Origin of the sequence: Ancylomarina sp. 16SWW S1-10-2 (assembly GCF_009669305.1) — a bacterium.
GTDB lineage: Bacteria > Bacteroidota > Bacteroidia > Bacteroidales > Marinifilaceae > Ancylomarina.
On record NZ_SADB01000001.1, the window covers coordinates 410,518 to 425,632 of the forward strand.

At 33.6% G+C, this 15,115-nt stretch carries 10 protein-coding genes; 5 read left to right on the top strand and 5 right to left on the bottom strand.

Annotated elements, in window-relative coordinates:
• Positions 1 to 57: 57 nt before the first annotated feature.
• The 3 genes from EMN46_RS01775 to EMN46_RS01785 all read right to left on the bottom strand — a co-directional run bounded on the left by EMN46_RS01775 (position 58) and on the right by EMN46_RS01785 (position 4,499).
• Positions 58 to 2,565: a DUF5686 and carboxypeptidase-like regulatory domain-containing protein gene (locus EMN46_RS01775; RefSeq protein ID WP_154198948.1), complete on the bottom strand. Its 2,508-nt coding sequence runs from the start codon at positions 2,563 to 2,565 to the stop codon at positions 58 to 60.
• A 101-nt stretch (positions 2,566 to 2,666) separates the two neighbouring features.
• Positions 2,667 to 3,476 (bottom strand): twin-arginine translocase subunit TatC, encoded by an 810-nt coding sequence (gene tatC, locus EMN46_RS01780; RefSeq protein WP_154198949.1) that lies wholly within the window; start codon positions 3,474 to 3,476, stop codon positions 2,667 to 2,669.
• Positions 3,477 to 3,530: 54 nt separating this feature from the next.
• Complete coding sequence (locus tag EMN46_RS01785) at positions 3,531 to 4,499, bottom strand: SIS domain-containing protein (RefSeq protein ID WP_154198950.1); 969 nt, start codon at positions 4,497 to 4,499, stop codon at positions 3,531 to 3,533.
• Between the two features lie 353 nt (positions 4,500 to 4,852).
• Here EMN46_RS01785 and recQ point away from each other — a divergent pair, with 353 nt between their 5' ends.
• The gene (recQ, locus tag EMN46_RS01790) at positions 4,853 to 7,030 is read left to right on the top strand and encodes a DNA helicase RecQ (RefSeq protein WP_154198951.1); all 2,178 of its coding nucleotides are present in this window, start codon (positions 4,853 to 4,855) and stop codon (positions 7,028 to 7,030) included.
• Between the two features lie 66 nt (positions 7,031 to 7,096).
• On the opposite strand, the gene EMN46_RS01795 is transcribed toward recQ, so the two are convergent.
• Together EMN46_RS01795 and EMN46_RS01800 are read right to left on the bottom strand one after the other, a co-directional pair.
• The gene (locus EMN46_RS01795; protein WP_154198952.1) at positions 7,097 to 8,278 is read right to left on the bottom strand and encodes a hypothetical protein; all 1,182 of its coding nucleotides are present in this window, start codon (positions 8,276 to 8,278) and stop codon (positions 7,097 to 7,099) included.
• 18 nt (positions 8,279 to 8,296) lie between these two features.
• On the bottom strand, positions 8,297 to 9,301 hold the full coding sequence (locus tag EMN46_RS01800; protein WP_154198953.1) for a lysylphosphatidylglycerol synthase transmembrane domain-containing protein: 1,005 nt from the start codon (positions 9,299 to 9,301) through the stop codon (positions 8,297 to 8,299).
• Positions 9,302 to 9,624: 323 nt separating this feature from the next.
• Between EMN46_RS01800 and rsmA the strand changes: the two genes are divergently transcribed.
• The 4 genes from rsmA to EMN46_RS01820 all read left to right on the top strand — a co-directional run bounded on the left by rsmA (position 9,625) and on the right by EMN46_RS01820 (position 15,056).
• Complete coding sequence (rsmA, locus tag EMN46_RS01805) at positions 9,625 to 10,404, top strand: 16S rRNA (adenine(1518)-N(6)/adenine(1519)-N(6))-dimethyltransferase RsmA (protein WP_154198954.1); 780 nt, start codon at positions 9,625 to 9,627, stop codon at positions 10,402 to 10,404.
• A 238-nt stretch (positions 10,405 to 10,642) separates the two neighbouring features.
• A complete protein-coding gene (gene mgtE / locus EMN46_RS01810; protein WP_154198955.1) occupies positions 10,643 to 12,001 on the top strand; it encodes a magnesium transporter in 1,359 nt (452 codons plus the stop codon).
• A 370-nt stretch (positions 12,002 to 12,371) separates the two neighbouring features.
• Complete coding sequence (gene purH / locus EMN46_RS01815) at positions 12,372 to 13,904, top strand: bifunctional phosphoribosylaminoimidazolecarboxamide formyltransferase/IMP cyclohydrolase (RefSeq protein WP_154198956.1); 1,533 nt, start codon at positions 12,372 to 12,374, stop codon at positions 13,902 to 13,904.
• Positions 13,905 to 14,033: 129 nt separating this feature from the next.
• A complete protein-coding gene (locus EMN46_RS01820) occupies positions 14,034 to 15,056 on the top strand; it encodes a rod shape-determining protein (RefSeq protein ID WP_154198957.1) in 1,023 nt (340 codons plus the stop codon).
• Positions 15,057 to 15,115 lie beyond the last annotated feature (59 nt).

Sequence of the window (15,115 nt, forward strand, 5' to 3'; positions counted from 1 at the left end):
TTAGGAATAGTGTTTAGACTGATATGTTAATATATCTTTCTAAGATAGATTTAAAGTCTAGAATGTGAACTGAAACATAGCTCGAATTCCAAATTCTTCAAAATCTTGATTTGGATTAGGCTCTAAATGATTAAGTCTCCACATCGCATCAACACGAAAGAATTTAAAGATATTCTCAATACCAACACTCGCTTCGAAATAGGGATCTGTTACATCGGAAAGTCCATCAGGAAACCTCATAACTGCGTTCGTAACGTCCAATCCCCCATCATTTTTATCCGATAAAGTTCCCCATAAGCCTTTAGCTGAAACAACAGAACGCCACTTTAACTTTTTAAACAACGGAATTCGATTCATAATAAAACCATTGAAATGATGCTCTAAAGAAAGACTAAGGTACTGATCACTGGCAAACTCATAATAATTCATCATATTAAAAGCATAAGGATCGAAAGCATAAGTCTCGTTTCCCTCGTGCAACGATAACAAAGGATAGGGCACCTTACCCCATAATTTTGAAGCTGTAACTAGATATCGCAACTTTCCAAATGGTGGTAAATCTACAGTATGATCAACACTTAAATCAGTCTTATAATATTCATAATCGGATCCAAATAAGCCCTTAACTCCCATCGTCATATAAAGACTTACAATTGGAACAGGACCTCCTAAAGAAACCCTCTCAAACTCACCCATTATGACTCTTTCATTCTTTGTCCAACGAGTTTTTAATTCAATTTCAGACGATTTAATCGCAGAAATCGATGTTCCATCAGACTTTTCAAAAGGAACAATCGATGTTGGTGAAATATCTCTATATCGGAACTTAACTGTATTCATAAAACCCCTAAACCACTCTTTTTCGTAATGAGCTTCAAACTGATCCATCATGGTCAACTTGTTATTAGGATTCCTTTCCAACAACGAAGCTAAAATATTTCCTTCAGTAAAAGCATTCGGACTCTTTCCCAACTGATAAATGTCGTGTTTATATTGCATACCAAAACTCTCCCTAGGTAGCTTATCAATCATATACAAAAAGCCCAAACCATACTTAATTCGTTTATCCTTATCGCCATAAGCAACATGAGCGTTGTACATGACTTTAGTACTGAATTCATTCGAAGTACGACCTCCAAACATAAAACGATTCCCTTCAATTTCATTAAAAGAATAGAGCTTATAGTAGGGACCATATTCGAACAAACCTTTAGCGTAATATCCGGTTACAAAAGTTTGAATAATATCAATAATATTTCTGTATAATGGCACATTTTTAATAGAATCAACCATCGAATAAATACCAGATTCACGCTTAGAGAGTTTAAAAGGTCGTGCATCGTCCCAGTAAGCCGTTTCCTTACTTAAGGCATCATCGTTTACAATAACATTATTATCAAGTTTTACGATTTCTTCTCTTATAGGAGCATTTAGCTTAACATTTTTGTAGGAAATAGATTTCCTTCCAAAGAATCCCATCTGACTTGTAGTGTCCCTATTTGTCAACATAAAGTCAACAAATAAATCCTGTTTTTTTAAAAACCAAGTCGAGTCATTTAGCTTTTGAAATTGGTTTGTGCTTACTACATCCGTCACCCAATTTAGATTAACATCTTTGCTGATACGCATTTTCATATTATCAATAGCAAAACTTGTATCTGCAACCCAAAAATCGCCAATAAAACAGGGATCTAATTTTCTTTTGGGTTTAAAGGACATATGATAACACCAATTCCCATCTCTATAAGCACTATCCGTTAGGTAGTATCTATAATAATTCAGTCCTCCATCAGCTATAGGACTCACAAAACCCTTATCAAAAAGATCAATAAAGTTATCGTAGATATTAACATTCTGGTGCAATTGTCCTGTAAACTGAGCAATACTAGCATTATCTTTTATCCCCGACATTTTTGATGCCTTAATTACTTCTCTCTCAAGTTTTGGGCTTTTACGATAATAGTAATCAGATATTGATTCTGTAATAAAAACAGGCAAATAGCTTTTACCTGTTACGACAGAGGTATCAACATAATCAAAAACAAATTGAAACTGTCGCATGATTTTCTTATTCTTAAAATCATCGCCAATATTATTCAGGTCCATTTCCATCTTAGTATAACCTTCGTACTGATAGGATTCCAATCGAGATGGATTATTTTTTTTCTTACGTGCAATTATTTTACGTAAAACAATATGAGCAGGATTTTCTCCAGGAATAACTTTAATCTCATTAAGAGCTACCATTTCAGAATGCAACTCAACATCTAAGGTTTGAAAAACATCTTTCTTAATTTTAAAAACTTTCTCTTTGTAACCTACAAAAGAAATATATAAAGAATCAGAAGGTGTTCTAGTTTCTAAGAAATAATTTCCATCAAAATCGGTTGTTGTTCCTATTGTAGTTCCTTTAAATGCAATATTTACAAAAGGTAAAGGCTCTTTAGTTTCAGCATCGACTATTTTACCTCTAAGTTTGGTAACCTGAGTATATGCAGATTGACTCATACCTATTCCAATTAGAATAAACAAAGACAATACGAATCCTTTAAATAATTTAAACATGTATAAATTTAATAAATGAACATGATAGGATCGTCTTATAATTTTAGACAATCAAACAGGATAGAAACACAAATCGAAACACTATTCTTTGTCTCAAAATACTATTCAAATTCTTTAGCTTGCTGTTTTTGAACTCGCTTAGAAATACTAATCCCTACTTCATACAAAATCAATAATGGCAAACAAACCAATACCTGAGAAAAAATATCTGGTGGTGTAATGATGGCAGATAAAACTAGCATCAACACAACAGCATGCTTTCTATATTTTTTCAAGAACTCAGGACTAATTAAGCCAATTTTACTCAAGAAAAAAATCAATATAGGTAATTCAAAAATAACACCACTTGCCAAAACAATAGATGTAACAGTTGAAATATATGAGCTTAAATTAATCTGATTAAGCACTTGAGAAGACACGTTATACGAGCCTAAAAAATGAACGGACAATGGCGTAATTAAGTAATAACCAAATAAGACGCCAAGGGCAAAAAGAAAACTTGTATAAAAAATAGAACCTCTTGCATGCTTCTTTTCATTTGAATAAAGAGCTGGTCGAACGAAACGCCAAAATTCAAAAAATAAATAGGGAAAACCTACTATTAAACCAATTACCAATGAAACTGTAATATGAGTAGCAAACTGCCCCGCCATATTTATATTTATCAATTGAAATGGCTGAGTATTAATCTTTAAAGATTCAACACCAATTAAATCAGCAAATTGAGCGAACATCCTATTGGTGAAGAAATCAGCATTCTTAGGTGCTAAAATAATATCATCAAAAACGACGTCGTAAAACACAAAGGCTAAAATTGCAAATACCAAAACGGCTAAAACAGCACGAATTAAATGCCATCGTAATTCTTCTAAGTGTTCTAGGAAACTCATTCCTTCTTCTTTCTCTGACATATAAAATTAATTACAATTAAAAACCTGCAAATCTCTATATAAAGAACAAAAGAATTACATAATTCCTTCTTTTAAAATATCATGTAAATGAACTAGTCCAATATATCTTTCACCGTCGCAAACGACTAATTGAGTAATACTATTATTCTCCATCATGTGAAAAGCATTGATAGCTAATTCTTCTTCGCCAATTATTTTAGGTGACACAGACATAATATCACGTGCTTTTAGAGGCTTAACATCCTCGTATTGCTGCATCATTCGACGTAAATCACCATCTGTTATAATCCCTAAAAGTTCATTATCGTCGCCAATAACTGCTGCTGCTCCCATTCGTTTCGATGAAATCTCTAAAATAACAGTACGAATATCGTCATTGGGATTTACTTGAGGTGCTATTTGACTAAGTAAAAGATCACTTACTCGTAAATATAATTTTTTGCCTAAAGCGCCGCCAGGATGAAATTTCGCAAAATCCTGAGATGAGAATTGACGCATTTGAAGTAAAGATACAGCCAATGCATCACCAATTACTAATTGTGCAGTTGTTGAATTTGTAGGAGCTAAATTATTTGGATCAGCCTCTTTATCAGATACTGCTTTTAGCACATAATCCGACTGCTTTGCTAAAAACGAATCCAAACCAGCTACCATTCCAACTAATGTATTTCCAATATTTTTGATCAAAGGTGCCAAAACTTTAATTTCTGGCGTATTTCCACTCTTAGATATACAAATTATAATATCATCTGGCATAATCATACCAAGGTCACCATGAATAGCATCAGCAGCATGCATAAACATTGATGGTGTTCCCGTAGAATTTAAAGTGGCTACAATTTTAGTCGCAATATTCGCACTTTTACCAATTCCGGTAACAACAACACGTCCCTTACTCTTTAAAATTAGTTCAACAACTTTCGCAAAATCATCATCTATATAATCAACTAGTTGATTAATAGTTCTAGCCTCATCTAATATTGTATTTTTTGCAATTTCTTTTATTCTATCTATTGAATTCAAAACTTATCAGTATTAACTTGTTAATGTTCTATTGACCTTTAATGACCACATTAGCATAAGGGAATATTAAAATCGACTAAATCATTTCAAGGTTTTGTTTATATCAAATCTTTATCTAAATTTAAATACAAAAGTATTCATTTATTGAATAAAAAAGGCTGACCGAAGGTAAAAATCACACCTTTAAAAACGAAATCCGCAAAACATTTTATTAATTTAGCGCATTCTCAGCTTTACGAAAAAAAACAACAAATAATTTAAGGTTATTTTTTTTTACAATTAGCTCGAAGTTTTCTTCGGCAAATCGAAAAAAAAAATCTAACACAAATTTCAGTGACAACAATTTATATAAAATGGGAAAAAAGTTTGACCTAGTTAGTCATTTAAAGAAAAATTTTGGCTTTGACACTTTCAAAGGTAGTCAAGAAGAAGTTATAAATAACGTCCTTAATGGTAACGATTCATTTGTATTAATGCCAACTGGTGGAGGTAAATCATTGTGTTATCAATTACCAGCCATGATGCTTGAAGGTACCGCTATAATCATATCGCCCCTTATTGCACTGATGAAGAATCAGGTTGATGCCATGAGAAATTTTAGTGAAGATGATAGTGTTGCTCATTTTATGAATTCTTCTCTTTCAAAATCAGCTACATTAAAAGTTAAAGAAGACGTTATTGAAGGTAGAACAAAACTTTTATATGTTGCCCCGGAATCGCTCACAAAAGAAAGTAATATTCAATTTCTTAAGAATATTAAAATTTCTTTTTATGCCGTAGACGAAGCTCACTGTATCTCAGAATGGGGACACGATTTTCGCCCTGAATATCGTAAAATTAGACCTATTGTTGAAGAAATTGGGAAAGCTCCAATAATTGCCTTAACAGCAACAGCAACGCCTAAGGTTCAGCATGATATTCAAAAAAACCTTGGTATGTTAACCGCCAAAGTTTATAAATCCTCTTTTAATCGTCCCAACCTATATTATGAAGTAAAGCCCAAAACTAATGCCACTAAAGAAATAATTAAATTCATTCGAAAGAATGAAGGAAAATCTGGTATTATATACTGTTTAAGCAGAAAAAAAGTTGAAGAGCTTGCTGAAACTTTACAAGTAAATGGAATTAATGCTATTCCTTACCATGCTGGCATGGACTCTGCAACACGATCAGGAAACCAAGACAAATTTCTGATGGAAGATGTAGACGTTGTAGTAGCAACAATAGCCTTTGGAATGGGTATTGACAAACCAGATGTTCGTTTTGTAATTCACTATGATATTCCCAAAAGTTTAGAAGGTTACTATCAAGAAACGGGACGAGCAGGTAGAGATGGTGGCGAAGGTCATTGCCTAACTTTTTATAGCTACAAAGACATTCAGAAACTTGAGAAATTTATGCAAGGCAAACCAATTGCTGAGCAAGAAATTGGCAAACAACTCTTACTTGAGACAGTATCTTACGCCGAATCTGCGGTATGTCGTCGAGCAATACTTCTACACTACTTTGGAGAGAATCACACCGTAACAAATTGCGGAAACTGTGACAACTGCTTACATCCTAAAAAAGAATTCCAAGGAGAAAATTTCGTTATTAAAGCACTTAATGTTGTTAAAGCTGTAAAAGAACGATTCAAAATAGATCACCTTGTAAACATCCTTACAGGAGAAGAAAACTCTTCAATTAAATCATATAAGCACGACGAGCTCGAGCTTTTTGGTTGCGGTAAAGATAAAGATCAACACTTTTGGAATATGGTATATCGCCGTGCTCTTATTAATTTATTTATTGAAAAGGACATAGAGCAATATGGAACCATTAAAATAAAGCCTAAAGGTCATGAATTCCTTGCCAACCCAACACCTTTTATGCTTACCGATGATCATTCGTTTAATGAAACAGATACTGAATCACCAAAATCATCTAGCACAGCAGTGGTTGATACTGTTCTTTTAAAAATACTAAAAGATTTACGTAAGAAAATATCCAAAATTAAAAACACACCACCTTACGTTATATTCCAAGATCCATCTCTTGAGGATATGGCTATTAATTATCCTATAACCATTGAAGAAATGTCACATATTCAAGGTGTAGGTGCTGGTAAAGCAAAACGTTTTGGGAAAGAGTTCGCGGCATTAATAGCCAAACATGTTGAAGAGAACGATATTGAACGTGCACAAGATATGGTCGTAAAATCTATTGCAAACAAATCTAAGTTCAAGGTTTATATTATTCAATGTGTTGATAGAAAAATGGATCTTAATGATATTGCTGATGCAAAAGGTATGGATTTCCCAACTCTCCTTAAAGAGATGGATGCCATAGTGTATTCAGGAACAAAACTCAACATTGATTATTATATCGACGAAATTATTGATGAAGATAAACAAGACGAAGTAATGGAATACTTCAACGAAGCTGAAACAGATGACATAGAAGAAGCTTTAGACGAACTAGGAGAAGAAGATTATTCGGAAGAAGATATTCACCTACTCAGAATAAAATTTCATACTGAAAATGGACTTTAAACATTATAAAGTCCATTTTAAAGGGATAAATTCCCACTTATACTAAAAGATACAGAATAAAGACTCCTATTGAACAATAGGAGAACGCTTAAATTCTTTATTCTCATCAAATAGTTTTCTATAGGTGATATGTGTTTTATATATTGATGCGCCAATGTGTTCCATCATATGCATCATGCGAGGATTAAAATCTCCAATCCAATTCATTTCAAGCGTTTTGAAAGGAAATTTTGAATTAAATCCCTCCTTCGAAAATTGATAAATCATTGCCGCATCGATCCCTTTTGATTGAAATGCTGGAATAACACCAAATATAAGGCCCATCGCATTTTTATTCTTTTTAAGATATTTGTATTGCAAGAATTTAATTTTCTCTAACAACCCAAATTTTCCCTTAGAATTCGACAAAATTTCATTTAGATCAGGGGTCATAATAAAAAAGCCGATTGGCTCATTCTTATGGTAGGCAAACCATAATAATCTTTCATCCAACACAGACTCCATAGTATTAAACGTCTCCGTAGCATGGTTCTCTGTCATAGAATCAACACCAGGAATGGTAGAAACCCAAGCTTCATTGTAGATATGAACAAAATCTTTAATAAAATTTGTTCTATTGTTCTTTCTAAAATGTACGATTGAATAATCAGGATTAGCTAAAACTCGTTTAGCTTTCCAGGTAATAATTTCACTCAAGCTATCGGTAGAAAAAAGTGTTTTATAGGTATATTGTTTAAAATAGGTCTTAAAACCATATGTTTCAAACAAATTTCGATAATAAGGCAAAGAATAAGGCATACCGTAAAGAGGTCTATGAAAGCCATCAACCAATAATCCCCACCATTGATGACGCTCACCAAAATTTATTGGTCCATCCATTGCTTCAACACCTTGCCCTTTTAACCAATCTACACAACGATCAAAAAGTATAAAAGCAGCTTCTTTATCGTCAATACATTCAAAAAAACCCATTCCTCCGGTAGACTGTTCACTTAAATCTTTAGTTTTATTATCAACAAAAGCAGCAACTCTACCAATTACATGTCCCTCTGAATTTTTCAATATCCAACGACAGCAGGCTCCATGTCGAAACATCTTATTTTTTTCAGAATCAAAAATAGCCTCTATTTCGCTATCAAGAGGGCAAACCCAATTCGGCTCACCTTTGTACAATTCCATTGGGAGCTCCAAAAAATTTTGTCTTGACAAATTATTTTCAACCTCTTCTATTTGAAACCTTACACTCATAATATTATATATCAACTTCTATTTTATGATGTTTTTTCGATTTACAAAAGGAAGAATGATTACGGAAAGTGCACCTAAAATAATAATCATTGCTGTTTGTGACCCATGGACAACTAATGCAAAACTTCGAGAAAGTTTCTCAATATTTGGTGTATCTGGAAGATATATTAAAAGTGTAGCAATAACCATAAAATGCCAAGCTCCAATTCCTCCTTGCACAGGAGCAACCATTCCAAAACTCCCCATAACAAAGACAGTTAAACCTGCTAAAGCCGGCAAATTTGAAGTAAAGCCAAAACTAAAAAAGCAAATATAAGTCATCATATAATACATCACCCATATAAACACGGTATGAAATACAAATAATAATTTGTTGTCAAGTTTACGAATTGCTCTAAAACCATCCATAAAATTAGCTAGAACAAACGTAATCTTTTTGTAGAATGCGGTATGTTTAAATTTCTTTACAAAAATGAACAAGAGTAAAACGATACCTGCTAAAACATACATCGTAGTTGAAGATGCAAAAACCGTTGACAAGCCAGAACTAACTTCGGGGTTTCTTGTTATAAAATCTGACAAGACATCAAATTGCGTCACCAAAGCAATTAGCAAAAACAACAATAACATAAGAATATCTAAAGCTCTTTCCAGAACAACAGTACCAATTAACTTTGAGAAGGAAACATCTTCATACTTACTAATGACACCACATCGCGAAATTTCCCCCATTCTTGGTAAAGCTAAATTTGCAAAATAGCCAACCATAACAGCCAAAAATGTATTTATAAAACGTGGCTTTTTACCTAAAGATTCAATTAGCATATTCCATCTAATTGTCCGACTAACATGACTTAACAGTCCAAATGTAAGTGAGATAAATATCCAAAAATAATTCACATCATTTTTCAAAACTTTAAGAATCTCAGATGTATTCTGCCCTCTATATATTAACCAAAATAAAAAAGCACTTATAGAAAGGAAAAACAGAAATTTGATGCTTTGGCTTAATGTTTTTTTCAATGTGTTAAGTTTATGTACAACGTGTCTACTTAAATACCCAAGTTTACTTAGTTATTATTGAACAAAAGAATTTTCAATTAAATTATAAATAATCAAATTGAATTATATACAGTAGAAGTTCCTAAAGCAAACGATTCTAAATTTACTTGTCAATGAATTTTAAAATTTCAACAAGGAAATCCTGTTCTTATGGTATTTAGTTCTAAATTTGTCGTGACTATGTGACAAGTTAAGTGCAAAAATAGTGAAATGTTTGTAAAATACTTTCGTTTTTCAGCCTAAGAATTGAAACGACTGTTAAAAAAAGTATAGAAGACCAGAGTATGGGACAAGTTAGAGCAAAGAAAAGTTTAGGTCAACATTTCTTAAAAGATTTAAATATCGCAAGAAAAATTGTTGACAGTCTAAATGGCGAACAAATAAATAAGGTATTGGAAATAGGCCCAGGAATGGGTGTTTTAACTCAATACCTTTTACCTAATAAAAGTTTCGAGACTCATGTCGTTGAGATTGATAAAGAATCGGTAGCCTACTTAAAGGAAAACTATCCACAACTTGATGGTCGAATTATCAGTGAAGATTTTCTAAAATATGATTTATCAAAATTATTTGATGAACCATTTTCCATTATAGGCAATTTCCCATACAATATTTCATCTCAAATTTTCTTTAGAGTTCTTGATTATAGAGATCATATACCTGAAGTCGTGTGTATGATTCAAAAAGAAGTAGCCGAACGCATGAGTGCAAAACCTAGCTGTAAAGCCTACGGTATTTTAAGTGTATTGATGCAAGCTTTCTACAATATTGATTATCTTTTCACGGTTGGTCCTGAGGTTTTCAATCCACCGCCAAAAGTTAATTCTGGTGTTATTCGTATGAGTCGCAACACCACTACACATTTAGAATGTAGTGAACCCCTATTTATCAGAATTGTTAAAACTGGCTTTAACCAGCGCCGTAAAACACTCCGAAACTCTCTTAAAAGTATTCTCGGCGATAAAAAATTGGAGGATAGCATTATGGGACAAAGACCCGAACAACTTACCGTTAATGAATTTGTAGAATTAACTAATAAAATAGAAGCACTTTTAGCTGAATAAATACTTTATTCCATAAAACACTTCTCCTAAAAATAAAATTCTATTACCTTACCTTCTATTTAGTCATATTTCGATTTTAAGGTAAATAGTCATCAGATCTTAAATTATATTAAAACCTATTTTCATATAATCAATACAAATAGTCTGCATAAGCTTTTCTATATAGTTATTCATACGTATGTTAATAATCAGATCTATGCCTTAAGAGAATTCGTCAAACACTCAAAAATAAGATGTTATGCAATTTGAATTAACACGCGAATACATCGATGATCTTAAAAATCTAATAGATCAGGAAAATAAGTCCCAAGCAAGAGCTAAGATTGAAGATCTACACGCTGCTGATATTGCTGATATTTTAGACGAATTAAACACCGAGGAAGCCATATACGTATTCCTCCTTCTTGATGGCGACACTGGCGCTGACGTTCTTGCCGAAATAGAAGAAGATGATAGAAAACGCTTTATCAAAGTTCTTCCTATAGAGGTGATTGCAAAAAAATTCATCGACCATATGAGTTCTGATGATGCAGCCGATCTTATTGGTGGACTCCCTGATGAAAAACGAGAAGAAATTCTTTCACATATTGAAGATGTTGAGGCTGCTGGACATATTTTGGATCTTCTTCATTACGATGAAAATACTGCCGGTGGTTTAATGGGAAAAGAACTGGTCGTTGTCAATGAAAATTGGACCGTTCTAACTTGCCTTCGTGAACTTAGCCGTCAGGCTGAAGACATTGATGAAATATACTACGTTTATGTTGTTGACGATGATAGAAAATTAATTGGGACACTTTCACTAAAAAAAATGATCCTAAGTCCTACATCTGCGAAAATCGTTAACATTTACGAACCTGATGTCATGTCAGTTCATACCGATCAATCTGCCGAAGAAGTATCCCTTATCATGGAGAAATATGACCTGGTAGCTCTTCCGGTAATTGATAGCATTAGTCGATTGGTAGGACGAATCACTATTGATGATGTTGTTGATGTTATTCGTGACGAAGCCGAGAAAGATTACCAAATGGCATCAGGTATCTCAGAAGATATTGAAGCAAACGACTCTATTTTACTCCAAACAAGAGCGCGTTTACCTTGGTTACTTATTGGTTTAGTTGGTGGCGTTCTTTCGGCATTTGTTATTTCTATTCACGGAGAAGGACTTAAACTAACTCCCGCTCTTGCTTTCTTCATTCCACTTATTACAGCAATGGGTGGAAACGTAGGTGTACAATCATCAGCTATTATTGTACAAGGTATTGCCAGCAATTCCTTAGGTTTCGAAAGCACCTTTAGCCGTTTGATGCGTGAACTTGGCGGAGCACTAATTAATGCAACTACCTGCTCTTCTATATTGTTTTTATGGAATTATTTTTTCGAAGATTCTTTAGCATTAACCATGTCTGTATCAGCAGCCCTATTTTCTGTTATTATCTTCGCCGCAATTACCGGCACCCTAATTCCTTTAATGCTGCACAAAGCAAAAGTAGATCCTGCCTTAGCTACAGGCCCATTTATCACAACATTAAATGACATTATTGGGCTATTTATTTACCTTTCAATCGGCGCTTACTTTTACAGTATTTTCTAAAATGATTACGACAGACATTAATACCTCATCTTCTTTAAAATGAATCACTAATGTCTATATTGTTTTAAACCACATTAAAAATAACAACGATCATCTGCCTTAAGACCCAATCAAAACGGAAACAAAAAATCATCTATTTTTCACTACAAACCTCTCATAAAAGGGAGAAAGGTAATTTTTATAAAATTGCTCTAAAAAAGCTCTGTTTATAAGACTTATTTTTTAGGCTTTTTCTTAACTTTGCATGATACTAATTCAATTTTCTTAAAACGTTATAACACAGCGCTTTAAGATAGACAGAATAGTCTTAAAAATATTTTGCTGTAAAGATAATTCTCTACACACTAAAATTACCCCAAAAAAAAGAATCATGAAAAGAGCTCTAATCAGTGTTTTTGATAAAACAAATGTTGTTGAATTTGCTAGAGAACTAGACAAACTAGGATGGGAAATTATCTCTACTGGTGGTACTTCTGCAACATTTAAGGCTGAAGGAATTCCAGTTATGGATATTTCGGATTTAACTCAATTCCCAGAATGTTTTGATGGTAGAGTAAAAACACTACATCCAAATGTTGAAGGTGGAATTTTAGCTATTCGTGATAACGAAATGCATCAAAAGCAAATGAAAGAACTAGGTATTGAAGCTATAGACATTGTTGTTTGTAACTTATACCCTTTTAAACAAACTGTATTAAATCCCAAAGCAGGTCACGAAGAAATTATCGAAAATATCGATATAGGAGGACCAACTATGCTAAGAGCTGCTGCAAAAAATTATAAATTCGTTTCAGTTATTACTGATCCTAAAGACTACGATACAATTATTGCAGAACTTAAAGATAGCGGTGATACAAGTTTTGAAACTAAAGAATTATTGGCAGCTAAAGTATTTCAACATACAGCTCACTACGATGCTTTAATCTCAGACTATTTCAATACAAAACTGGATATTAAATCTCCAGACACAATTACTTTAACTTACGAAAAGAAACAAGATCTTAGATATGGAGAGAACCCACATCAACAAGCAAGTTTCTATACTCAAATTAAAGGAACAGAAGGAACACTTACCGCTGCAAATAAAATTCATGGTAAAGAGCTTTCTTATAATAACATTGGCGATACTGATGGTGCTTTAGAAACATTGAAAGAATTCGAAGAACCAACAATTGTAGCTGCTAAGCATGCCAACCCTTGTGGAATTGGTTCTGCACCAACTATTGCCGAAGCATTTAAAAAAGCATATGATGCAGATCCCGTTTCAATTTTTGGTGGTATTATTGCTTCAAACCGCGAAATTGATGCAGCTACAGCTAAAATAATGAGTACAATTTTCCTTGAGGTTATTGTAGCTCCATCATTCAGCGCTGAGGCTCTTGAAATATTAACTAAGAAGAAAAATGTAAGATTACTGGAACTTCCAGAAATCTCAAAAACTGGATATACAACCTTCAAAGCACGAACTGTTTTAGGTGGATTATTAATTCAGGAGCAAGATCAAAAATTAATAAACGACGAACTAAAAGTTGTAACAAAACGTCAACCATCTGAAAAAGAGATGGAAGATTTAATGTTCGCTTGGAAAACTGTAAAACATACTAAATCGAATGGTATAGCAATTGCCAAAGATAAGACAACAACTGGTGTTGGACCAGGACAAGTTAGTCGTATTTGGGCTTTAGAAAATGCAATTCGTCAAGGTGGCAAAAACGTTAAAGGAAGTGCATTAGCATCTGATGCTTTTTTCCCTTTTGGTGATTGCGTTGAAGCTGCAAACGAAGCAGGAATAACAGCTATCATCCAACCAGGAGGCTCAATTAGAGATAAAGAATCTATTGATTTAGCTAACAAATATGGTATTGCAATGGTATTTACAGGGATGCGTCATTTTAAACATTAAAATTAATTCAAATTCTTTGTTTCTAGCACGGTATTAATCCTAATAAACTTATTAACTTAGGATGCTTCTATGCTCTAAAACAGAGCTTTGAAAAAACATAATAGATAAAACCAAGACACACACGACTATATGGGATTTTTTTCATTCATGACACAGGAAATTGCCATCGACTTGGGAACGGCAAACACAATCATTATTCATAATGATAAGATTGTAGTTGACGAACCTTCGATTGTTGCAATTGACCGACGCACCGAGAAAATGGTTGCTATTGGCGAGAAAGCGCGTCAAATGCAGGGTAAAACTCACGACAACCTTCGTACTATCCGTCCTTTGCGTGATGGTGTAATTGCAGACTTTAATGCTGCTGAGCAAATGATTCGTGGAATGATCAAAATGATCAATAAAAAGCCACGTCTATTTCCTCCTTCATTAAGAATGGTAATCTGTATCCCATCGGGAAGTACCGAAGTTGAACTTCGAGCAGTTCGTGACTCTTCGGAACACGCTGGAGGTAGAGATGTTTATATGATTTATGAACCAATGGCTGCTGCTATTGGTATTGGAATTGATGTTGAAGCCCCCGAAGGAAATATGGTCGTGGATATAGGAGGTGGTACAACTGAAATTGCAGTGATCTCTCTTGGAGGTATCGTTACAAATAAGTCTATTCGAATTGCTGGTGATGATTTAACTGCCGATATTCAAGAATACATGCGTCATCAACACAATATCAAAATTGGAGAACGTACAGCTGAAGATATCAAAATTCATGTTGGATCTGCACTTTCTGAATTAGAAGAACCACCAACTGATTTCCGTGTTCAAGGACCAAATCAGATGACAGCTCTTCCAATCGAGATACCTGTTTCGTATCAGGAAATTGCTCATTGCCTTGAAAAATCAATTTCAAAAATCGAAATTGCAATTCTAAGTGCTTTAGAACAAACGCCTCCAGAATTATATGCTGATATTGTAAATCATGGTATTTATCTTGCAGGCGGCGGTGCATTACTTCGAGGTTTAGATAAACGTTTAATGAATAAATTAAACATTCCATTCCATATTGCTGAAGATCCATTGAGAGCCGTTGCAAGAGGAACAGGTGTCGCACTTAAAAACGTGAATAATTTCTCATTTTTAATGAGATAATCACATAACAAACAGTCAAATTTTATATTGTTTGCAAATTATAGTTTGTTGATTGGCTT